21 protein-coding genes and 1 tRNA gene are annotated in these 22,094 nt (G+C 68.5%); 10 read left to right on the top strand and 12 right to left on the bottom strand.

Features of this window, described 5'->3' with window-relative positions:
- Nucleotides 1-94 precede the first annotated feature (94 nt).
- The 5 genes from ACW18C_RS03180 (at nt 95) to ACW18C_RS03160 (ending at nt 8,403) form a co-directional block, all read left to right on the top strand.
- Nucleotides 95-1,522 (top strand): NAD(P)-dependent oxidoreductase, encoded by a 1,428-nt coding sequence (locus tag ACW18C_RS03180; protein WP_492072756.1) that lies wholly within the window; start codon nt 95-97, stop codon nt 1,520-1,522.
- Nucleotides 1,519-6,030 carry a glutamate synthase large subunit gene (gene gltB / locus ACW18C_RS03175; RefSeq protein WP_492072755.1) on the top strand — a complete coding sequence of 1,504 codons (4,512 nt, stop codon included), beginning with the start codon at nt 1,519-1,521 and terminating at the stop codon, nt 6,028-6,030. Before ACW18C_RS03180 ends, gltB begins: the two co-directional genes overlap by 4 nt.
- A 47-nt stretch (nt 6,031-6,077) precedes the next feature.
- Nucleotides 6,078-7,394 (top strand): ammonium transporter, encoded by a 1,317-nt coding sequence (locus ACW18C_RS03170; RefSeq protein ID WP_492072754.1) that lies wholly within the window; start codon nt 6,078-6,080, stop codon nt 7,392-7,394.
- 272 nt (nt 7,395-7,666) lie between these two features.
- Nucleotides 7,667-8,089 carry an Hsp20 family protein gene (locus tag ACW18C_RS03165; protein WP_492072752.1) on the top strand — a complete coding sequence of 141 codons (423 nt, stop codon included), beginning with the start codon at nt 7,667-7,669 and terminating at the stop codon, nt 8,087-8,089.
- Nucleotides 8,090-8,151: 62 nt separating this feature from the next.
- On the top strand, nt 8,152-8,403 hold the full coding sequence (locus ACW18C_RS03160; protein WP_008260703.1) for a DUF1150 family protein: 252 nt from the start codon (nt 8,152-8,154) through the stop codon (nt 8,401-8,403).
- 45 nt (nt 8,404-8,448) lie between these two features.
- Here the strand turns inward: ACW18C_RS03160 and ptsN are convergent, their stop codons facing one another.
- The 8 genes from ptsN to ACW18C_RS03120 all read right to left on the bottom strand — a co-directional run bounded on the left by ptsN (nt 8,449) and on the right by ACW18C_RS03120 (nt 14,544).
- Nucleotides 8,449-8,916, bottom strand: coding sequence for a PTS IIA-like nitrogen regulatory protein PtsN (gene ptsN, locus ACW18C_RS03155; RefSeq protein ID WP_008262263.1), 468 nt, complete (start codon nt 8,914-8,916; stop codon nt 8,449-8,451).
- An 85-nt stretch (nt 8,917-9,001) separates the two neighbouring features.
- Complete coding sequence (gene hpf / locus ACW18C_RS03150) at nt 9,002-9,640, bottom strand: ribosome hibernation-promoting factor, HPF/YfiA family (protein ID WP_008260210.1); 639 nt, start codon at nt 9,638-9,640, stop codon at nt 9,002-9,004.
- A 62-nt stretch (nt 9,641-9,702) separates the two neighbouring features.
- Nucleotides 9,703-11,205, bottom strand: a complete 1,503-nt coding sequence (gene rpoN / locus ACW18C_RS03145; protein WP_492072750.1) for an RNA polymerase factor sigma-54 — start codon at nt 11,203-11,205, stop codon at nt 9,703-9,705.
- Nucleotides 11,206-11,644: 439 nt separating this feature from the next.
- The gene (gene lptB / locus ACW18C_RS03140; RefSeq protein ID WP_492072748.1) at nt 11,645-12,439 is read right to left on the bottom strand and encodes an LPS export ABC transporter ATP-binding protein; all 795 of its coding nucleotides are present in this window, start codon (nt 12,437-12,439) and stop codon (nt 11,645-11,647) included.
- Nucleotides 12,440-12,465: 26 nt separating this feature from the next.
- On the bottom strand, nt 12,466-12,966 hold the full coding sequence (locus tag ACW18C_RS03135) for an LptA/OstA family protein (protein WP_492072747.1): 501 nt from the start codon (nt 12,964-12,966) through the stop codon (nt 12,466-12,468).
- A gap of 2 nt (nt 12,967-12,968) precedes the next feature.
- Entirely contained in the window at nt 12,969-13,637 is a 669-nt protein-coding gene (gene lptC / locus ACW18C_RS03130; protein ID WP_492072746.1) for an LPS export ABC transporter periplasmic protein LptC, read from the bottom strand.
- Between the two features lie 7 nt (nt 13,638-13,644).
- The gene (locus ACW18C_RS03125; RefSeq protein WP_372705309.1) at nt 13,645-14,259 is read right to left on the bottom strand and encodes a ribonuclease D; all 615 of its coding nucleotides are present in this window, start codon (nt 14,257-14,259) and stop codon (nt 13,645-13,647) included.
- A 198-nt stretch (nt 14,260-14,457) separates the two neighbouring features.
- Nucleotides 14,458-14,544: transfer RNA gene (locus tag ACW18C_RS03120), tRNA-Leu, on the bottom strand.
- 213 nt (nt 14,545-14,757) lie between these two features.
- Here ACW18C_RS03120 and ACW18C_RS03115 point away from each other — a divergent pair.
- A complete protein-coding gene (locus ACW18C_RS03115; protein ID WP_492072745.1) occupies nt 14,758-15,669 on the top strand; it encodes a WecB/TagA/CpsF family glycosyltransferase in 912 nt (303 codons plus the stop codon).
- Between the two features lie 25 nt (nt 15,670-15,694).
- Here the strand turns inward: ACW18C_RS03115 and fliE are convergent, their stop codons facing one another.
- From fliE to flgB, 3 genes are read right to left on the bottom strand one after another with little or no spacing between them, the layout of a single operon-like run.
- Nucleotides 15,695-15,997, bottom strand: coding sequence for a flagellar hook-basal body complex protein FliE (gene fliE, locus ACW18C_RS03110; protein WP_008262620.1), 303 nt, complete (start codon nt 15,995-15,997; stop codon nt 15,695-15,697).
- A gap of 10 nt (nt 15,998-16,007) precedes the next feature.
- Complete coding sequence (gene flgC, locus ACW18C_RS03105; protein ID WP_008261179.1) at nt 16,008-16,394, bottom strand: flagellar basal body rod protein FlgC; 387 nt, start codon at nt 16,392-16,394, stop codon at nt 16,008-16,010.
- Nucleotides 16,395-16,443: 49 nt separating this feature from the next.
- The gene (gene flgB / locus ACW18C_RS03100; protein ID WP_035311182.1) at nt 16,444-16,851 is read right to left on the bottom strand and encodes a flagellar basal body rod protein FlgB; all 408 of its coding nucleotides are present in this window, start codon (nt 16,849-16,851) and stop codon (nt 16,444-16,446) included.
- A gap of 141 nt (nt 16,852-16,992) precedes the next feature.
- Here flgB and ACW18C_RS03095 point away from each other — a divergent pair, with 141 nt between their 5' ends.
- The 3 genes from ACW18C_RS03095 to ACW18C_RS03085 all read left to right on the top strand — a co-directional run bounded on the left by ACW18C_RS03095 (nt 16,993) and on the right by ACW18C_RS03085 (nt 18,649).
- Complete coding sequence (locus tag ACW18C_RS03095; RefSeq protein WP_008260176.1) at nt 16,993-17,268, top strand: flagellar biosynthetic protein FliO; 276 nt, start codon at nt 16,993-16,995, stop codon at nt 17,266-17,268.
- A gap of 197 nt (nt 17,269-17,465) precedes the next feature.
- On the top strand, nt 17,466-18,257 hold the full coding sequence (fliP, locus tag ACW18C_RS03090) for a flagellar type III secretion system pore protein FliP (protein ID WP_035310672.1): 792 nt from the start codon (nt 17,466-17,468) through the stop codon (nt 18,255-18,257).
- 113 nt (nt 18,258-18,370) lie between these two features.
- Nucleotides 18,371-18,649: an HU family DNA-binding protein gene (locus tag ACW18C_RS03085; protein ID WP_008263548.1), complete on the top strand. Its 279-nt coding sequence runs from the start codon at nt 18,371-18,373 to the stop codon at nt 18,647-18,649.
- A 36-nt stretch (nt 18,650-18,685) separates the two neighbouring features.
- On the opposite strand, the gene ACW18C_RS03080 is transcribed toward ACW18C_RS03085, so the two are convergent.
- Nucleotides 18,686-21,544, bottom strand: a complete 2,859-nt coding sequence (locus ACW18C_RS03080) for a tetratricopeptide repeat protein (RefSeq protein ID WP_492072743.1) — start codon at nt 21,542-21,544, stop codon at nt 18,686-18,688.
- Between the two features lie 118 nt (nt 21,545-21,662).
- On the opposite strand from ACW18C_RS03080, the gene ACW18C_RS03075 reads away from it, so the two are divergent.
- On the top strand, nt 21,663-22,049 hold the full coding sequence (locus tag ACW18C_RS03075) for a DUF983 domain-containing protein (protein WP_008260146.1): 387 nt from the start codon (nt 21,663-21,665) through the stop codon (nt 22,047-22,049).
- Nucleotides 22,050-22,094 lie beyond the last annotated feature (45 nt).

Here is a 22,094-nt window from a genome sequence, read left to right as displayed (position 1 = left end):
ACATATCAGGATGCCTATTGCAACTTGAGCAGCCGCGAACGGGTCTCAGCAATAATATTTGCCTAGGCCGGACCATTCGCGGCATAAGCGCGTCATGCACAAGACCCTGAAGCAAGGCGGGACTTTCGTCGTCGAACCACGCCGCCTCTCGAAGGCCACAGCCGAACTGCGCGCACGCGGGTTCGGCGAGATCACGATTCCGCCCTCGACCGAGACGGCCGAGAAACAGGCGTCGCGCTGCACCGACTGCGGCGTGCCGTTCTGCCAAAACGCCTGTCCGCTTCAGAACAATATTCCCGACTGGCTGCGCCTGTCGGCCGAGAACGAGCCGCGCGAGGCCTGGCGCGTCGCCTCCCTGACCTCGACCATGCCCGAGATCTGCGGCCGCATCTGTCCGCAGGACCGGCTGTGCGAGGGCGCCTGCACCCTGAACCAGTCCGGCTGGGACGCGGTGACCATCGGCTCGGTCGAGGCCTGGCTGGGCGATCAGGCCTTCGCCAACGGCTGGGTCGAACCGATCCGCCCGGCGGCCGAACGCGGCGAGAGCGTTGGCGTCGTCGGCGCGGGTCCGGCCGGCATGGCCGCCGCCGACCGTCTGCGCAGCGAAGGCTATCAGGTCACGGTCTATGACCGGCATGACCGGGCCGGCGGCCTGCTGATCTACGGCATCCCCGGCTTCAAGCTGGAGAAGCACGTGGTCCAGCGGCGCGTGGACCGGTTGGCTGAAGGCGGGGTCCAGTTCGTGCTGGGCTGCGAGATCGGCAAGGACGTGACCCTGGCCGAACTGCGCGAGCGTCATGACGTGGTCCTGCTGGCCATGGGCGTCTATCAGCCGCGCATCCTGTCGGCGCCCGGCCGGGGTCCGGATTCGACCGTCGCGGCCCTGTCCTATCTGACGCACCAGAACCGGCGCGACCTGGGTGACGCCGAGGAAGACGGCTGGCACGAGGCGCGCGGCAAGCGGGTGGTGGTCATCGGCGGCGGCGACACCGCCATGGACTGCGTCCGCACCGCCGTTCGCCAGGGCGCGGCGTCCGTCACCTGCCTGTATCGGCGCGACCGCGAGAACATGCCCGGCTCGGCCCGCGAAGTGGTCAACGCCGAGGAGGAAGGCGTCGTCTTCGAATGGCTGGGCGCGCCCAAGGCCCTGCTGTCCCAGGGCGACCGCGTCACCGGCGTGCGCGCCGCGCGGATGCAGCTGACCGAGGCGGCCCCCGGACAGCGTCGCGACATCGTGCCGGTCCCGGGCGCCGACTTCGACATTCCGGCCGACATCGTCATCGAGGCCCTGGGCTTTTCGCCCGAGCCGTTCGCGGCGCACGAGCCAAATCTGCGCCTGCGCGACGACGGCACGATTAAGGTCGGCTCCGTGAGTTTCGCCACCAGCCTGCCCGGCGTCTTCGCCGCCGGCGACGCGGTGCGCGGCGCCTCGCTGGTCGTCTGGGCCGTGCGCGAGGGCCAGGACGCCGCCGCCGAAATCGACCGTTACCTGAAGACCCGCACCGAGGAGGTCGCGGCATGACCCAATGGCTTGATAAGTACGAAGAAACCCGCGACCGCCTGGAAGCCGGCCACGCCTATGACCGCGCCTCCGAGCGCGACGCCTGCGGCGTGGGCCTGGTCTGCTCCATCGACGGCAGCCCGCGTCGCGACGTGGTGGAATATGCGATCCGCAGCCTGAAGGCCGTGGCTCACCGCGGCGCGGTCGATCCCGACGGCCTGTCGGGCGACGGGGCCGGCATCATGGCCGAACTGCCCCAGGGCTTCTTCGCCGAACAGGTGGCCTCCATCGGTCAGTCCCTGCGTCCCGGCCCGATCTGCGTCGGCCAGGTCTTCCTGCCGCGCACCGACCTGGGCGCCCAGGACCGCGCCCGCGCCATCGTCGAGACCGAGGCCCTGCGCGCCGGCTTCTGGATCTATGGCTGGCGTCAGACGCCCATCGATCTGTCGGTGGTCGGGACCAAGGCCGGGGCCACCCGGCCCGAGATCGAACAGATCATGCTGGCCCCGCCGCTGGACGACGCCGGTCAGCCGCTGGACGGCGAGGCGCTGGAGCGCGAGCTGTATCTGTGCCGTCGCCGCATCGAGAAGACGGTCAAGACCGAGAACCTGGCCGCCGTCTATATCTGCACCCTGTCCGCGCGCTCCATCGCCTACAAGGGCATGGTGCGGGCCGAACTGCTGGGGAACCTGTACCCCGACCTGGAGGATCCGCGCTTCGTCTCGGCCTACGCCGTCTTCCACCAGCGCTATTCGACCAACACCTTCCCCGAATGGAAGCTGGCCCAGCCCTTCCGGATGATGGCCCACAACGGCGAGATCAACACGCTGAAGGGCAACCTCAACTGGATGAAGTCGCACGAGATCCGCATGGCCGCCCAGGCCTTCGGGGATCGCGACCGCGAGGTGAAGCCGGTGGTTCAGCCGGGCGGGTCGGACTCGGCCGCGCTGGACAATGTCATGGAGGTGCTGGTCCACGCCGGGCGCCCCGCGCCGATGGCCAAGGCCCTGCTGATCCCCGAGGCCTGGGCCAAGGACGACGTGGTCATGCCGCCCGAACACCGGGCCTTCTACGCCTATTGCAACGCGGTCATGGAGCCGTGGGACGGCCCGGCCGCCATCTGCGCCGCCGACGGCCGCTGGATCGTGGCGGGCAAGGACCGCAACGGCCTGCGCCCCCTGCGCGCCGTCGAGACCGTCGATGGCCTGCTGATGGCCGGCTCCGAAGCCGGCCTGGTGCCCATCCCCGAGAGCCGTGTGAAGCGCCGTCTGCACATCGGCCCAGGCAAGCTGATCGCCGTCGATATGAAGCACGGCCGTCTGTACGACGAGCACGAGGCCATCGACGCCCTGGCCGCCGCCCACCCCTATACGGAATGGCTGGACAATATGGTCGATCTGGAGCCGATCATCGGCCCCGGCCCCGAACCACGCTCGACCTCGGGCGATGATCTGACGCGCCGTCAGATCGCCGCCGGCTTCAGCCGCGAGGATCTGGACCTGTTGCTGGACGCCCTGGTGCGCGACGGCAAGGAGGCGGTCGGCTCGATGGGCGACGACGCCCCGCCGGCGGTGCTGTCGGCCCTGCCCCGCCCGCTGAGCCACTATTTCCGCCAGAACTTCAGCCAGGTCACCAATCCGCCCATCGACCCGCTGCGCGAAGCCGGGGCCATGAGCCTGAAGACCCGGTTCAAGAACCTGGGCAATATCCTGGCCCAGGAAGCGGCCCAGACCGACGTCTTCGTGCTGGACAGCCCGGTGCTGACCAACGGCATGTACGAGCGGATGATCGAGACGGTCGGGGCCGGTTCGACCGTGGTCATCGACTGCAGCTATGACACCCCGTCAGAAGACGCTCGGCCCGGCGCCGGCCTGCGCGCGGCGCTGGACCGGATCATGGACGAGGCCGAGGCCGCCGCCCGCGACGGGGCGGCCCTAGTCGTGCTGACGGATCAGCAGGGGTCGGCGGGGCGTCTGGCCGCGCCGATGATCCTGGCCACGGCCGGGGTTCACGGCCGCCTGACCCAGGCGGGTCTGCGCTCCTATTGCTCCATCGTGGTCCGCACCGCCGAGACCCTGGACCCGCACGGGTTCGCGGTCCTGGTCGGGGTCGGCGCCACCACCGTCAACGCCTGGCTGGCCCAGGACCTGTTCCAGGAGCGTCTGGACCGGGGCCTGTATCCCGGCCTGACGCTGCGCGACGCCTGCCTGAACTACAAGAAGGGCATCGAGGCGGGCCTGCTGAAGACCCTGGCGCGCAAGGGGATCAGCGTCATCTCCGCCTATCGCGGCGGCTGCGAGTTCGAGGTGCTGGGCCTGTCGCGCGCCCTGACGGCGGAATTCTTCCCCGGCGCCCCGTCGCGCATCTCCGGCATCGGCCTGGCCGGTCTGGAACAGGCGGCGATGAAGCGGCACACGGTCGCCTGGGGCGAGGCCCGGCCCTCGCCCGCCATCGGCGGCTTCTTCAAGATCCGCTCGGGCGGCGAGGCCCACGCCCACGAGGCCAAGACCATCCACCTGTTGCAGGACGCCTGCAACCGCGGCGACTATCGCCGGTTCAAGCAGTTCTCGGAGGCCGTCCGCAACCAGCCGGACCTGAGCCTGCGCGACCTGCTGGACTTCCGCGAGGGCGTCGCCATCCCGGTCGATCAGGTCGAGAGCGTGTCCGACATCCGCCGCCGCTTCCTGACCCAGGCCATGTCCCTGGGGGCGCTTGGCCCCGAGGCGCACGAGACGCTCAACATCGCCATGAACCGCATCGGCGCCCGCTCGGTCTCGGGCGAGGGCGGCGAGGATCCGGAACGCTATCACCCGCGCGCCAACGGCGACGACGCCAACTCGGCGGTCAAGCAAGTCGCCTCGGGCCGGTTCGGCGTCACGGCCGAATATCTGAACCAGTGCCGCGAGATCGAGATCAAGGTGGCCCAGGGCGCCAAGCCCGGCGAGGGCGGCCAACTGCCCGGCTTCAAGGTGACCGAGTTCATCGCCCGGATGCGCCACGCCGTGCCCGGCACCACCCTGATCAGCCCGCCGCCGCACCACGACATCTATTCGATCGAGGACCTGGCCCAGCTCATCTACGACCTGAAGGCCATCAATCCCGACGCCAAGGTGACGGTGAAACTGGTGTCCGCCTCGGGCATCGGGGCCATTGCGTCCGGGGTGGCCAAGGCCAACGCCGACGCCATCCTGATCGCCGGCCACAACGGCGGCACCGGCGCCTCGCCCCAGACCTCGATCAAACACGCCGGCCTGCCGTGGGAGATCGGCCTGGCCGAGGCCCATCAGGTGCTGACGCTGAACAATCTGCGCGGCTCGGTGACCCTGCGGACCGACGGCGGGGTCCGCACCGGCCGCGACGTGGTCATCGCCGCCATGCTGGGGGCAGAAGAATACGGGGTCGGCACCGCCGCCCTGATCGCCATGGGCTGTCTGATGGTGCGCCAGTGCCATTCGAACACCTGCCCCGTCGGCGTCTGTTCGCAGGACGAGCGGCTGCGCGAGAAGTTCACCGGCACCCCGGACAAGGTGGTCAACCTGTTCACCTTCATCGCCGAGGAGACGCGCGAAATCCTGGCGTCGATCGGCGCGCGGACGATGGACGAGATCATCGGTCGCACCGACCTGCTGCGTCAGGTCCGGCGCGGCGGCTCGCACCTGGACGACCTGGACCTGAACCCCCTGCTGGTTCAGGTGGACGAGGGCGCGGCCGGCAAGTGGGCGGACAAGGGCCGCAAGCCCATCGCCGACAGCCTGGACGCCCGAGTGCTGAAGGACGCGGTCCGCTTCCTGGATCGCGGCCAGACGCTGGAGCTGTCCTATCCGCTGAACAACACCCAGAGGACGGTCGGCGCCGCCGTCTCGTCCGCCATTGTGCGGCGATTTGGGGCGCAAGGGCCGGCCGGGCGGCTGAAGCTGCGTCTGGAAGGCATCGCCGGCCAGAGCTTCGGCGCCTTCGCCGCCAAGGGGCTGGAGCTGCATCTGACCGGCGAGGCCAACGACTATGTCGGCAAGGGCCTGTCGGGCGCCGAAATCTCGATCCGCACGCCGGAATGGCGCGAGGACCAGCTGATCTGCGGCAACACCACCCTGTATGGCGCGACCTCGGGCCGGCTGTTCGTGGCCGGTGCGGCGGGCGAGCGGTTCGCGGTGCGCAACTCGGGCGCCGAGGCCGTGGTCGAGGGCCTGGGCGCGCATGGCTGCGAATATATGACCGGCGGCCGGGTGGTCGTGCTGGGCGGGGTCGGATGGAACCTGGCGGCGGGCATGAGCGGCGGCGAACTGTTCGTGCTGGATCAGCCGGGCTTCGCCGAACGGGCCCTGAACGGCGACCTGGCGGGCGTGGCCGACATCGACGAAGCGGCGGCCGAACGGCTGCGCGGACTGGTCGAGGCCCATCTGGCGGCGACCGGTTCGCCGCTGGCCCGCCGACTGCTGGGCGACTGGGACAACACGCTTGACCGTTTCGTGCGTATCCTGCCGCTTACGGACATTGTCAGAACGGAGGAACGGCTTAAGACTTCGGCCTGAGACCCTGGCCTGAGCCGTTCCTTCCTCTCCTCCCCGAGACGCATGAAATGACCCGACACGCCGCCCTGTCCGCCATCGCTGTTGCCGGGGCGGCGTCCCTCGCCTCTCCGGCCCTGGCGGCGGCCCCCGCCCTGCTGGCCCATCAGGCGCCCCTGGTCATCGACAATGCGGCGACGGCCTGGATCCTGACGTCCACCGCCCTGGTGCTGCTGATGACCCTGCCGGGTCTGGCCCTGTTCTACGGCGGCATGGTGCGCAAGAAGAACATCATCAGCGTCATCGCCCAGTCGGCGGCGGCCTTCGCCATCGTCTCGGTGCTGTGGTTCCTGGTCGGCTACAGTCTGTCGTTCGGCAAGGGGCCGGATGCGGTGAACGGCCTGATCGGCGGGGTCCAGGCGGCCTTCCTGAACGGGGTGACGATGCAGACGGCGCACAGCCTGCTGCCCGGCCTGCCGGAACTGCTGTTCGTCAGCTTCCAGATGACCTTCGCCATCATCACCCCGGCCCTGATCGCCGGCGCCTTCGCCGAGCGGATGAAATTCTCGGCCAGCCTGCTGTTCTTCGCCCTGTGGCACCTGATCGTCTATGCGCCGATCTGTCACCAGGTCTGGGGCGGCGGCTATCTGGGGAGCCTGGGCGTGCTCGACTTCGCGGGCGGGGCGGTGGTCCACGTCAATGCGGGCGTCGCCGGCCTGGTCTGCGCCCTGGTGCTGGGCCCGCGCCACGGCTTCGGCCGCGACAACATGGCCCCCGCCAATCTGGTCTACAGCGCCATCGGCACTGGCCTGCTGCTGGTCGGCTGGATCGGGTTCAACGCCGGGTCGGCCGGCGCCGCCGACGCCCTGGCCGCCACCGCCGCCTTCAACACCATCCTGGCCGCCGCCGCCGCGGCCCTGGGCTGGATGACCGTCGAATGGTTCGACCGCAAGCGCCCGACCCTGCTGGGCCTGTTGTCGGGCGTCGTCGGCGGTCTGGTCGCCATCACCCCCGCCGCCGGCTTCGTCGATCCCAAGGGCGCCTTCTTCATCGGCCTGATCGCCGGTCCGGCCTGCTACGCCGGGGCGGTCTGGCTGAAGCACGCGCTGAAATACGACGACAGCCTGGACGCCTTCGGCGTGCACGGGATCGGCGGCATCGTCGGCGCCCTGCTGACCGGGGTCTTCGCCACCACCAGCATCAACGCCCTGTCCGAGGGCGCGACGGTGTGGAAACAGGCGCTGGGCCTGGGCGGGGCCATCGTCTGGAGTGCGGTCGGCACCTTCGTCGTCCTGATGATCTGCAAGTTCACCACGGGCCTGCGCGTCACCAAGGAAGAAGAGGTCGAGGGGCTGGACTATGCCCAGCATGGCGAAGCCATCCACTAGGGGCGCCTTCGCCCCGTCCGTCATCCTCGGGCTTGACCCGAGGACCGGACCATCGGCCGCTTTGCTCTTGGGGTCGATCACAATGCCGACCACCGCCCCTCTGCATGAGCGGCGGGGCGCCCGATCCTCGGGTCAAGCCCGAGGATGACGAGATTGGGGACGACCGGTCCCCAACAGTTGATCCCGGCCGCGTCCGCCCCCATCTTCATCTGTGACCGGGAGCCTTGCCGATTGCGGGAGGCCCACGGTCGGTCGCTTTTCCGAGGACCCAGATGACGACGACCCGCACCATCCTGTTCGACAGCCCGTTCCTGCTGGGCTTCGACCACACCCGCGCCCTGATCGACCGCGCCGCCAAGGCGGCGGCCGAGAGCTATCCGCCCTATAACGTCGAACAGATCGGCGAGGCGGGGGTCCGCATCAGCCTGGCAGTGGCCGGGTTCGCTCCTGACGAACTGGCCATCACCCTGGAAGGGCGGCAGTTGACCATCGCCGGCAAGCGCGACGGCGCGGGCAAGAGCGAACAGGCCTTCCTGCATCGCGGCATCGCGGCGCGAGGCTTTGTACGCAGCTTCGTCCTGGCCGACGGGCTGGAGATCGAGGGCGCACGGCTGGAACACGGCCTGCTGCATGTCGATCTGATCCGGCCCGAGGCCGAGCGCCAGGTGCGGCGCATTCCCATCACGGCCGGCTGAAAAGCGCAGCCGTTCGAACCGCCCGGCGATCCGGGCGTTGTCAAAGCGAAGGAGGCGGTCCTATGACGCCGATGATGATGACCAAGGAAGATTTCGCCGGACTGGGCGCCCCCGATCTCGTCTATGTGCGCGAGGTGAAGGCGTCCGACCTGCTGGAAGAGGCGGTCGAGATGAAGGACATCGCCTTCGACCCGAATCAGTCCCTCTACGCCGTTCACAGCGCGGACGGGGAACGGCTGGCCGTCATGCTGGACCGCGACACCGCCTTCGCCGCCGCTGTGGCGCACGAACTGGAGCCGGTCTCGGTTCACTGAACAAGGGAAAGGGCGGCCGGTCGCCGCCCTTGACGGCCCGGCCTCTCAGGCGGCCGTAGCGGGCGCCTGGTCCTTGACGAACAGGGCCTTGATTGCATCGACCGTCCGGGCCTGACGCAACTGCTCACGCAGTTCCGGCGACCGCAGGGCGCGCGAGACCGCCGCGAGGGCGCGCAGATGTTCGGCGCCATCCTTGGGCGGGGCGAACAGGGCCAGCAGCAGATCGACCGGACGATCATCGACCGCTTCATAGGCCACAGGCGTATCCAGGCGCACGAAGACGGCCGTGACCCGGTCGATTTCCTTCAGACGGGCGTGCGGCACGGCCACGCCGGAGCCCAGGCCGGTGGAGCCCAGGGCTTCGCGTTCCAGCAAGGCCTCGAAGATACGGCCCTGGTCGACGCCCAGAGCCTGGGCCGCAGCCTCGGCCACGGCGTGAAGCGCCTGACGTTTCGACGAGGCGCCGCCACGCAGCACCACGCCGTTCGGCGCGAGCAGATCTGCGATATCCATGGGTAGCCCAACTCTAGATAAGCGACTGGCGGCCGCGGGCGCCCCTTTAGAGGCTCCCGCGGCAAAGTCAAACTAAGCCGTAAGTCTAATGCCCGTTCGACTTCTTCGTGCGCTCGGGGTCGATCCAGCCGACATTGCCGTCTGGGCGGCGATAGACGACGGACAGGCCGCCGTGCGCCGCATTGCGGAACAGCACCACCGGATAGCCGGTCATATCCAGTTCCAGGACCGCACGACCGACCGTGATGGAGCGGATCTCGTGCTCGGTCTCGGCGATGACCATGCCCACGGGCGGCGGGCCGTCGTTTTCGCCGGTGTCGCCGAAGACGTCGTCCTCGACGCTGTCGGGATCCCGCAGCACGATGCTGCGAGCGACTTCGCGGGCGGCGTTTTCGGTTTTTTCAGGCGACAGGCCCTTGGGCCCGATGTGGTGATCCTTGAGCCGGCGCTTGTAGCGACGGACCCGCTTTTCGAGACGATCCAGCGCCTCGGTAAAGGCGGAATGGGCGTCGCCGCCCATGCCCGTCGTCACCAGGGTCTGGCCCGACGCGAGGCGGACCCAACAGTCCACCTTGAAGTTGTGGCCGTCCTTGGACACCACGACCTCGGCGTCTTCACCGCCGCGGGCGAAGTATTTTCCGACCCCGTCTTCGAGTTCCTGGGAGATGCGCGAGCCTAACGCTTCGCCGACATCCACTTGCTTGCCGCTGACTTGGACTTGCATACGGATAGAACGCTCCCGCCCGCATTTGGTGTCAATCGAGATCACCGATTTGTGGTCACGCTTCAGCCGGTCTTAAGCATCCTGCGGCGCTCGACGGAGGACGGAATCCTCAAGGCTTCCCGATACTTGGCGACCGTTCTACGGGCTATATCTATGCCCGCCTCCTTAAGGATTTCGACGATCCGATCATCGGACAAAACGTCGCCCCCCACCCCTTCCCCATCGATCATGGTTTTTATCCGATGGCGGACCGCCTCGGCCGAATGAGTCGATGCGCCGTCCACCGATTGGATGGCGGCGGTGAAGAAGAATTTCAGCTCGAACACCCCGCGCGGGGTCGAGACATATTTGTTGGAGGTGACGCGGCTGACCGTCGATTCGTGCATGCCGATGGCGTCGGCGACCGTCTTCAGATTCAGCGGGCGAAGGAATTCGACGCCGAAGGCCAGGAAGGCGTCCTGCTGGCGCACGATCTCGGACGAGACCTTCAGAATGGTCTTGGCGCGCTGGTCCAGCGACTTGACCAGCCAGCTGGCCTGGGCGGCGCAGTCGGCGACGAAGGTCTTTTCGGTGTCGGAGCGGGCGCCGGCCTGAACCAGGCCGTGATAGCGTTTGTCGATCAACAGGCGCGGCAGGGTGTCGGCGTTCAGCTCGACCCGCCAGCCGCCGGCCGGGTCGGGCCGCACATGGACGTCGGGGACGACCGTCTGGGCCGGTTCGCCGCCGAAGCCGGCGCCGGGCCGCGGCGTCAGGGCCTTCAGCTCGGCGATCATCTCGGCCAGATCCTCGCCGTCGACGCCGCAGATCTTCTTCAGACCGGCCAGGTCGCGCCGGGCCAGCAGGTCCAGATGGTCGAGCAGGGCGCCCATGGCCGGGTCGAACCGATTGCGCTCGATCAGTTGCAGCATCAGGCATTCGGGCACCGAACGGGCCATGACGCCGGTCGGCTCGAACCCCTGGCAGACGGCGACGACGGCCTCGATCCGATCCAGACTGACGCCAAGGCGATCGGCGAACTCGGCCATTTCGCCGCGCAGATAGCCGCCCTCGTCGGTGGCGTCGATCAGGGTCAGGGCGATGGCGTGGTCGGCGGCCGAAAGGCCGGCCGAGGAGGCCTGGACCTGCAGATGCTCCCACAGGGTCAGTTCATGGGCGTCGGGCCGTTCGCCGTCGCCTTCGAAGACCTGGCCGCCCTTGCCGGCGCTGGACCAGTCGGACAGGCCCGGCTGGGCCTCGTCCGTCATGCGGTCGCTGGTGCGTTCGCCGGGCGCGGCGTCGCCGTAGACATCGTCGGACCCGGCGTCCATCGAGGCCACGGAATCCTGGCCGACCCCGTCGCCGAAGGACATTTCACCGTCCGGGGCGGCGTCGGAAACCGAAACCGGGGCCTCGGGGCCGTCGCCCTCGGGCTCGTCGCGTTGCAGCAGGGGATTGCGCTCCAGCTCGGCCTCGACGAACTCCTCGAGCTCGAGGTTCGACAGTTGCAGCAGCTTGATCGCCTGCTGCAGCTGGGGCGTGATGACCAGCCCCTGCCCCTGTCTGATCTCTAGACGTTGCCCGATCACGTTCGAAAAATCCTGCCGGCGCGCCAACTGGCCCGGAACTTGCTGTGCAGGATGTGGCCGCACTGGTTAACGCCCGACAAACGCCGAAACGCGGGTCGCCCGTTCTGGCGCTACTGGCGCGAAAAAACCGCGCCAAACGCGTCCAAGGTGAAATCCGACCGCCGCAGGCCTACGCGACGCCCTTCGTGTCGCGCTCTCGCGCGCCGCTGGGTTCCGGGTCTCCACTGCGCTTCGCCCGGAATGACGAAATGGGCCAGCGTCACCTCTCCGCGCGCGAAGGCGCGGGGGGAGGACAGGTCGCGCTTGCGACCAGGAGGGGGCGACTCTGACAGGGGTGCTGACCGGGCCGGCTTTTGACACCGAGTCTCCCCCTCCTGGCGCTCGCTGACGCGATCGCCTGTCCTCCCCGTCGGCCTTCGCCGACGGGGAGGTGAGCGCGTCAGGCGTAGTTTTCGCCCAGATAGACCCGGCGGACCTCGGCGTCGTTGACGGCCTCTTCAGCCGTGCCTTCGAACAGGACCGACCCGCCCGAGATGATCGAGACCCGGTCGGTGATGTCCAGGGTCTCGCGGACATTGTGGTCGGTGATCAGCACGCCGATGCCCTGGTCCGCCAGGTAGCGGATGACCGAGCGGATGTCGGCGATGGCCAGGGGGTCGATGCCGGCGAAGGGTTCGTCCAGCAGGATGAAAGACGGGCGGCCCGCCAGGGCGCGGGCGATCTCGACCCGGCGACGCTCGCCGCCCGACAGGCCGGTGGCCGGGGCGTGGCGCAGGTGGTCGATGTGAAGCTCGTTCAGCAGGCGGTCGGTCTCGGCCTGAAGCTGATCGCGCGGATAGTTGAGCTCGACCACCGCCATGATGTTCTGCTCGACCGTCATGCCCCGGAAGATCGAGGCCTCCTGGGCCAGGTAACCCAGGCCCATGCGGCTGCGCTGGTACATGGGCTGGCTGGTGATGTCCTCGCCGTCCAGCCAGATCGTGCCGGAATCGGGCGGGATCAGGCCGGTGATCATATAGAAACAGGTGGTCTTGCCGGCGCCGTTGGGGCCGAGCAGGCCCGCCACCTCGCCGCGCTGGACCGTCAGGGAGACGTCGCGCACCACCTGGCGCTGACCGAAGGCGCGGGCGATGTTGCGCACCCGCAGCCCCTTTTCAGCGGCCGGAACCGCCGGCGCGGGCTTTGCCGCAGGCCGGTCGGCCAGGTTCAGGGCGGAGAGTTCCTTGCGGGCCAAATCTTAGATCCAGACGGCCGACGGCCTCAGTTCGAGTTGGGGTAGAAGACGCCCTGCACGCGGCTTCCGGCGGCGCCGCGCGGCGCGCCTTCCATGCGTGCGGCCTCAGTGTTGATATTATAGACCAGGCGCGAGCCGGTCAGGACGTTCTTGCCCTGGCTCAGGACCACATTGCCCGTCACCACGATCTCGCCATTGCCCAGATTATAGACGGCGCGGTCGCCGCGCATCGACTGGTCGGGGGTGACGAAATAGACCGTGCCTGCGGCTTCGGCCCGTTGCAGGTCGCCGCCCTCGCCGCTGACCAGGGTCAGGGTGTCGGCGCGGAAACGGTTGCCGCCCTGTGTCGCCTCGGCCCGCCCCCTCAGGATGATGCGGTTGGGGCCATATTCGACCGAATCCGCGCCATAAGCGACGGGCTGGTTCGTTGACTGTGCCCCCAACTGGGATTGCGCGTCGCCTACGGCCGGCAGAGCCACGACCGTCACGGCCGCGACCGTCGCCAGAGCCTTTGAAATCTTCGTCATGATCATCCGCCAGACCCCTTGGGCGTCAGCACGCCCATCACCTTGTTGTCGCCAGAGCCCTTGAACACCACCCGCTCGCCCTGATCATAGATCGCATAGGACGAAGCGTTGATGGTTCCAATAGGGCCGGCGCCCTGAACGCCCCGTGAACCCGTGATGATTCCGGTCGAGGTGTCGACCACGGCCTCGGGCGTGGTCAGGACGAAGCCGGAGCCGCCGTCCGAAATCCGCACGTTCGGACCGATGGTCACGGTCCTGGCCTGTTCGTTGTAGGTCCCGCCGTCGGCGGTCATTTCGGTGACCTTGCGCCCGCCCAAATTCAGCTTCAGGGCCGGGCCGACCAGGCGGAAATGGCCGGTGGCGGGATCGCGGATCGCGCCCTGGGCGCCGACGGTGAAGGCGCGGCCTTGCGCGTCCTGGCCGTGGAACAGGGGCTTGTCCAGCCGGACCTCCTGGCCCTGGCTGGCCTTGCGCTCCACCCCCGACATGACGGTGCGGAACACGGTCCAGGTCAGGACGCCGCCCGCCAGCACCAGGATGATGATCGGCAGGACGCGGCGGTACAGTTTGACGCGCCGCGAACGCGCCCGCCAGCGCGCGCCGGCCAGGACCACCCGGGCCTCGTCCGCGGCGTCCGCCTGGATCCGTGTCTGTTCGCCGGGGTCGGTCAAGCGCGCCTCAGCTATGGGCGAAGATGTCGATCTCGTCCCAGCCGGCGAGATCGAGCGCCGAACGGGTCGGCAGGAAGTCGAAACATTTGGCCGCCAGTTCGGCCCGTCCCTCGCGCGCCAGCATCAGGTCCAGCTTGGCCCGGGCGGCGTGCAGATACAGGACGTCCGAGGCGGCGTAGTCCAGCTGGGCCTGGGTCAGTTCGGCCGCGCCCCAGTCGGACGACTGCTGGGCCTTGGACAGGTCGACCCCAACGGTCTCGCGCACCACGTCCTTCAGCCCGTGGCGGTCGGTATAGGTGCGGGCCAGTTTGGAGGCGATCTTGGTGCAATAGACCGGCCGCGTCTCGACCCCCAGGTGCAGCAGGAACATGCCGATGTCGAAGCGGCCGAAGTGGAAGATCTTGGTCACCGCCGGATCGGTCAGCAGCCGCTTCAGGTTCGGGCAATCATAGCCGGGGCGGTTCAGCCGCACGACATGGGCGTTTCCGTCGCCGGCCGACAGCTGGACGACGCAAAGGGGGTCGCGGCGGAAGCGTAGGCCCATGGTCTCGGAATCGATGGCGACGTCCGGTCCCAGGTCCAGGTCGTCGGGCAGGTCGCCCTCGTGCAGGTAAACGGTCATGGGCAGGTTCTTACACGGCTGGGGGACGGGACGAAACGGCTTACCGCGCGACGGACGGGCCTCAAGCAGGCGAGCGCCGCGCGCGAGGCGATAGGCCCCAAAACGAAGATGGCCTCAAGCAGCAGAGCGCCGCGCGCGAAGCGATAGGCCGAAAAAGCAAACGGCGCCGTGTCCGAAAACACGACGCCGTCTATAATATGGTGCCCAGAAGAGGACTCGAACCTCCACGGCCGTTAAGCCACTGGCACCTGAAGCCAGCGCGTCTACCAATTCCGCCATCTGGGCCCCGTCGGCAGCGCCTTGCGGCGTTTCCATCGGGAAGGCGCGGACCTCTAAGGGAGGGTCCGGGCGGGGTCAACAGGGATTTTTCGTCGGAGGTCGGTTTTATTTCGCAAGCGAGGCGGGAGGCCCCGACACAAGCGTCGGTCGGACAGGGTTGCGGCCCGTTAAGCCTGTTCGCTTACCTCGCTTTGAGAGCCCGTCCCCTATCTGGGTGCGATGGCGGATCCGTCCCGAGTTTCCAAGGCGCACGAGCGGCGCACGACCCCTCGCGCGACCTATCGCAAGCGTCGGCGTCGGCGCGAGCGCGTCCACATGTTCGGCCAGCTGGTCGATCTGGTGAAGCCCGAGGAAGTGCTGCATCACGTCCAGGACGCCGTGGCCGAGGGCCGCAAGAGCGTGGTGGCCAACCACAATCTGCACAGCCTCTACCTGCTCCAGAAACATCCGGAGATGCGGGCCTTCTACGAGATGGCCGAGTTGATCGAGGTCGATTCGACGCCGATGATCTGGTTCTCGCGCGCCCTGGGGCTGCATAGCCGGGGCTTTCATCGCTGCACCTATCTGGACTGGCGCGACCATTTCTGGAGCGTCGCCAACCGCAAGGCCTGGCGCGTCATGGCGGTCGGCGGCGCGCCGGGCGTGGGCGAAGAGGCGGCGCGCCGGTTGGGCGCGCGCTATCCCAAGACCGAGATCCGCACCCGCCACGGCTTCTTCGACGCCCGGGCAGGTTCCGCCGACAACGCCGAAGTTGTCGCGGAGATTCAGGCCTTTCAGCCGCATATCCTGTTCGTCGGCATGGGCATGCCGCGCCAGGAGCTGTGGACCCTGGCCGTGTTCGACGCCCTGCCCGACTGCGTCATCCTGTCGGTCGGCGCCGCCTTCGACTATGAGGCGGGAACCCAGAATCCGGCGCCGCGATGGATGGGGCGCGCCGGGATCGAATGGGCCTATCGACTGTCGCAGAACCCCCGCCGCCTGTTCCACCGCTATTGCATCGAGCCCTGGACCCTGGCGCCCCTGGCGATTCGCGACCTGCGTACGGCGCGGCGCCGCCTGATCGGCAAGACGTCAGGCCAGGGCGCGGATTTCGGCGCACCGCCGACCCGCAATTTTCCGCGCGGAACCTGAAGGACCTGGGCCGCGCTCCGGCGGATCAGATCGGCATGGCCATGATTTCCTTGTAGGCGGAAATCACCTGGTCGCGGACGGACATCACGGTTTCCAGCGACGCCTCGGCCGAACTGAGCGCCGTGACCACGTCGATCAGATTGCCGTTGCCCTGGATCGACTGGGTCATCTGGGTCTCGGCCGCGCGCGACTGCTGGGTCATGTCGGTCATGGCGTTCTTGACCAGGTCGGCGAAGCCATTGTCGCCGGAGGCGGGCGGCTGCGCCGCCGTGGGCATGGCGCTGCCCTGAACGGCGGCGTAGGCGCGGGCGGCCATCATCGGGTTCATGGCCTAGTCCTCAGCGTTTGATGATGTCGAGGGTGCGGCTGTCCATGGACCGCGCCGTCTCGATGACGTTCAGATTGGCTTCGTAGGCGCGCTGGGCTTCGCGCATGTCCATGGCTTCCACCAGGGTGTCGACATTGGGCCGCATCACATAGCCCTGGGCGTTGGCCGCCGGGTGCGAGGGGTCGTAGTCCATCTTGAACTCGCCCTGATCCGGCCGGACTTCGGCCAGGGTCACGCCGGTCGCGCCGTCGACCTCGCGCGCCTGGAAGACCGGGATCTGGCGGCGATAGGGCTCGCCGCCAGGGGTGCGGGCGGTGGACTGGGCGTTGGCGATGTTCTCGGCGATGACGCGCATGCGCGACTGCTGGGCCTTGAGAGCCGAGGCCGCCACGGCCATGGCGCTGTTCGAGGGGGGGATGGGATCAGGCATGGATCAGTCCTTCGTCTCAGCCCGCGCCAGGCTTGCGCGCGGCCATGCGGAGCATGGACATGGATTTCTGATAGAAGCCGATGGCGGCGTCATAGGCCATGCGGCTCTCGGCCATCTTGAGCATCTGCTCCTCGACCACCACCGAGTTGCCGTCCAGCGTGGTCTCGGAGTCCGGCGACTTGGTCGGATCGAACCGAGGCGCGCTGACGGCCGGGGCGATATGGGCGCGGTTGGTGCGGACCACCTGAAGCCCCCCGCCCGAACGCAGGGCGGCGGCGAAGTCGGTCGGCTGTTTCAGATCGCGACCGACGAAGCCCGGCGTGTCGGCGTTGGCCACATTCTCGGCGATGAGCTTCTGGCGCTCGTCCAGCCAGCCCAGCCGGCCCTTGATCTGCCCCAGCAGCGGTATGTCGGCGACGCCCATGGCGATCTCCCGTGCGACGCGGATGCGCGCGATGGGCAGAAAATGCCGCCTGCATGGTTAACAGGCCGTTATCTAAACCCATCGTTAACCGTGGTGGTTAAGACTTGAGGAATAGCGCCGACTGCGCGGGGCCTTAAGCGTATGAATTTCCTCGATCTCGCCCGCGCCGTCTTCGGCCTGGCCTTCACCCTGGGCCTGATCGGCCTGGCCGCCTATGCGGCGCGCCGCTATGCGCCGCAGCTGATGGCCAAGCTGAACGCCCAGCGCGGCGAACGGCGGATGCAGGTGGTTGAGACCCTGGTGCTGGACCCCGCGCGCCGGCTGGTCCTGGTGCGGATCGATGCGGAAGAGCGGCTGATCCTGCTGGGCGAAGGGCGCGAACTGATCGAGCCGCGCCAGCCGGAGATCTTCAAGTGAAGAGGCCAAGGGGCGAGAGCGAGCTTCTCCCTCCCCCTGCGGGGGAGGGGGGCGAAGGCGTAGCCGAAGCCGGGTGGGAAGGGCTGGCCCAAACACGCACCGGTCCTGTCTCAGTTCAGTGCGACGTCGCCTTGCCGCCCCCACCCCGTCGCTACGCGACGCCCCTCCCCCGCAGGGGGAGGGAGAAAGTCTTCACGATCCCCACGGGCGCCGAACTGAAGCGCGCGGCCCTGTTGTCTCTGTTCACCACCCTGGTGTGCCTGGCCTGGCCTCTGGCGGCCTTCGCCCAGGACGCGGCGGCGGGCGGGTCGGCGATCAATATCGACCTGGGCAGCGGCGCGGGGCTGACGCAGCGGGTGGTGCAGTTGGTCGGGCTGATGACCGTGCTGTCGCTGGCGCCTTCCATCGTCATCATGACCACCAGTTTCGTGCGAATCGTCGTGGTCCTGTCGCTGTTGCGGACGGCGCTGGGGATGCAGCAGTCGCCGCCGAACGCCGTTCTGGTGTCCCTGGCCCTGTTCCTGAGCGCCATCGTCATGGCCCCGACCTGGCAGGACGCCTATGATTCGGGCATCCGTCCGCTGCTGGATCAGCAGATGGAATTGCCCCAGGCCTTCGATGCGGCGTCGGAACCTGTGAAAACCTTCATGCTGGCCCAGGTGGACCGCGGAGACCTGGCCCTGTTCACCCGTCTAAGCCGCGTGGAGGCCCCGGCCAACCTGCAGGAGCTGCCCCTGCGCGTGGTCACGCCGGCCTTCATGATCAGCGAGCTGAAGAAGGCGTTCGAAATCGGATTTCTCCTTTTCGTTCCGTTCCTTGTGATCGATCTGGTGGTCGCCAGCGTGCTGATGTCCATGGGTATGATGATGCTGCCTCCGGTGGTGGTGTCCCTGCCGTTCAAGTTGATCTTTTTCGTGCTGGTGGACGGCTGGAGACTGGTCGCCGGCAGCCTGGTCGAGAGCTTCCAGCGGGCGTCCGGAACCGGATAATCCCCGCCCCATAAGGCTTTGCGCCTTTTACCCGCTTGCAATGCCGGACGAAATCCGTGTTGATCCCCCAGTCCTCGCCCTGAATCGGGCGACTAACACTGGAAACGCTTCTTATGACCACTCAAGCCGAACTGATCGCCGCCGTCGCCAAGGACGCCGGTGTCTCGCAGGCCGACGCCGGCAAGGTGCTGACCGCCATCGTCGAAAACATCCACGCCAGCCTGAAGGCCGGCGGCGACGTGCGCATCTCGAACCTGGGCGTCTTCGACACCGCCGCCCGCGCCGAGCGTGAAGGCCGCAACCCCGCCACGGGCGCGACCATCAAGATCGCCGCCTCCAAGGCCGTCCGCTTCCGCGTCTCGAAGCCGCTGAAGGACGCCGTCAACGGCTAAGGTTTTTCCGGTCCCCTCGGGGACCGATCAACCGATTCAACGGGCGGGGGTCGCAGGGCGATTCCCGCCCGTTTCCTTTCGGAAGTCCTGTTTGGCGGCGTTGACCCAGCCAACGAAGGTGTCGGCGTTGGCCGACAGGGCGGCGAAGTCGTTCACTCCCGCCAGACCCGCCAGATTGTCGTCCAGGGCCACGCGGATCGCATTCGCTGACCGCGCCCGGGGGATGAAGGGCGAATACTGGCCGCGCAGACGATCCAGGGCGGCGGGGTTTCCACTCAGCGAATAGCCCACGCCGGCGCGAATCAGCCAGCTTTCCTCGGCCGGGGTCAGGGGCGCCTCCGCCTGCTTGTAGCGGTCGCCCAGACGCGCTTCGTACAGGGGCGCGGCCTCGGCCCACTTCTGCTGTTTCCACAGGATGTCGCCGCGCACCTCGCGCGCCGGGGCGGACTGGTCGCGGTCCAGAACCTCCAGGGCGTGATCGTAGCGGCCCAGATCCATCAGGGCCCGGGCCTCCAGCGCCCGACGCTCGCTGTTGATGGCGTTGGGCAGCAGGGTGGTGCGCGAGCCCCAGATGGCCTGCAACGCCTTCTCCGGCTGACGGTCCATCAGATAGACGGTGGCCAGATCGGTGGCGACCTGGGCCTTGGCCACCCCGTCCAGCCGCTCGTCCACCTGGTGTTTCAGCAGTTCGGCGGCCTGGTCCAGCAGGTCGACGTCGATCAGGCGGCGCGACAGACGGCGCACCATCTCGTCGCCGTCGGCGCCGATGGGGGTCAGTTCGCGGAAATCATAGAACAGGGCCAGGGCCTGAACCGGCTGCAAGCCGTCGGCCGCGCCTTCCAGGAACAGGGCGCGGAAGGCGTTGGACTGGTCGGCGTAGATCTCGGCGGCGCCGGGCACCCCGGACATCCGCTTGCCGGCGCCGCGCAGGGCGTCCAGGGCCTCGCGATAGCGGCCCTGCTGAAGATAGAGGTTGGCCAGTTTGCGGATGACGGCCAGTTCGGTGGCGTCGCCGCGCCAGCGCCACTTCAACTGCTCAAGCTGCTGGGCCGCCTGATCCGGCGTCAGGACGCCCTTGTCCAGCTCCAGACCGATGGCGCCCAGTTTGGCGGGGGTGGCGATGCCGTCCAGCGGCGCGCGGGCCACGGCCTTGTACACCGCCAGCGCCCGGTCCTTGTCGCCGGACAGTTCAAACAGCCGCGCCTGGACCACGCGCGCGGTCAGCTGATCGGCGGCCGAGGCGTTCTGGCTGAAGACATAGGCCAGCAGCTGGCGCGCGGCCGGCAGGTCGTTGGTCTGGATGGCGGCCAGGGCGTGGGCGGCGCCGAAGCGGGCGCGCCATTCCTTGGGGAAGTCGTCGATGACCGAGGCCCCGGCGGCGAAGGCGCGGCGCGCCCCCTCCCAGTCGCCCTGTTCGGCGGCGATATAGCCCTGCCAGACCTTGGCGGCGGGATCGTTCGACAGGGCCGAGCCGGCGAAGTCGGCCTGGGCCTCCTCCAGACGGCCGACGCCGACGCGGGCGGCGCCGCGCAGGCCGCGCACCTCGGGCTCGCCCTGCATGTTGGGGGCCTTGGCGACCAGGGCGTTGATGACGCCGATCGCCTCATAGTTCAGGCCCGACCCGACCAGGAACCGGGCCAGGGCCATGCGCGCCGCGATGGGCGCGCGGGGATTGTCGGTTCCGGCGATGGTTTCCTGAGCCGCCGCGTCCTGAAGGCGGCGATAGCGTTGCGAGAAGCCGTCCTCGCCTGCGGTCGCCCATTCCTCCAGGATCAGGGCCGGATAGGCCGCCGGCTTCGGCGCGTCATCCTCATGGGCGGCGGCCTCCAGCGTCGCCGACGGCGGCGACAGGGTCAGGCCCTGCGGACGGCTGAGGGTGACCAGATCGCCCGCCGCCTCGATCTTCAGATCGTCGGTCGTGGTCTCGACCGCCAGGCCCTGGGCGGTGGGGATCAGGCTGAGATCGACGGTGCTGCGCGTGCCCGAGAAACCCTTGCCGGGCGCCAGGGCGGTGACGGCGGCGAAACGGTCGCCGACCAGGGGATCCGTCAGCCAGACGGTCTTGGTCGCGCCCGCCATCCGCGCCACCAGGGTGGCCGAGCCGTCGTCGGAGCGGTCGATCTCGACGCCCGAGGCGCCGGCGGGCGGACCGCCGATGGTCACGGTCCAGGTTCCGCCCTGCCCTTCGGCCGCCACGGGCAGGCCGTCGGGAGCGGCGATGCGGACGGCGGTGTAGTCAGGGCCGGCGGCCCAGCGGGCGTCCTTGGCCGGACCCAGGGCCTTGGCGCCGGTCAGGTCCATCTTGGCGGCGGTGTCGAACACGACCCAGACGGCCTCGCCCCGCCGGAAGACGGCGGCGCCCACCGGCGCGCCCCACTGGAAGGTCAGGACCGTCTTGTCCGGCGTCGAGACGGCGCGGACGGGCACGACGGAATTGATGGCCGCCGCCCGTTCTTCCGACGTCGGCTCGGGCGCCTTGCCCGGCGCATAGAGGTTCAGCCAGACCGCGCCGTCAGCCGCGCCGGACCGGGCGTCGGCGCCCTCGGCCAGGGTGATGACCAGATCGGTCGTTCCGCCCCGCGCCAGCCGCGTCTCGACGGCCTTGACCCCCTCCGGCGGATCGACGCGCAGGCGCGAGACGTCAGGCGCGGCCGAGACGCCCAGGCGGACGATCACCTTGTCGCCCTCGCGCCGGACCTGGCTGCGCGCGCCGATGACGCCGCCGAATTCGACACGGGTGAATTCGCTGGATTGGCCGATGCTGATCGACAGCGGATCGCGCGACCGGCCGGCTTCCTGGGCCAGCGGCGCCAGTGGCGCGAACACGACCGCGCCGGCCGCGGCGGCGGCCACGGTCGACTTCAGGATACGCTTGCTGTGCGGGGTCCCGGACATATCCGTCGAGCCTTGCCCCACAAGCTCTTTAATCACGGTTAACCGACATTGACCGGGATTCTACGGATAGGACGGTTCGTCCGGCGACAGGCGGCGCGATCCGGCCCATGATGGGGCCATGACCGATTACCCGCGCCTGAGCACCTTGAAGACCGGCCTGGCCTGTCGCTGTCCCCGCTGCGGCGAGGGGGCGCTGTTCAAGGGCTATCTGACCCTGCGCGAATCCTGCCCGAAATGCGGGCTGAACTATGGGTTCGCCGATCCGGCCGACGGCCCCGCCTTCTTCGTCATGACGGCGGTGGGCCTGGTCGGGATGATCCTGCTGATGGTCTTCGACTTCAGCGTGAAGCCGCCCATCTGGGTGCACGCGGTTGTGACCCTGCCGATCCTGGTGATCATGTGCCTGGGCTGCCTGCGGCCGTTCAAGGCCTGGCTGGTGGCGGAGCAGTTCATCCACAAGGCCGCCCCGCCGGAGTTCTCCAGCAACGGCAAGCACGGGGATTGAGGGCGGGGCGCAGCCCCCCCTCTCACGCCGTCATCCTAGGGCTTG

This window comes from Brevundimonas sp. FV1ye7S, from assembly GCF_058680995.1.
Note: the sequence above shows the minus strand (reverse complement) of the source record. Positions and strands in the feature narration are given on the sequence as shown.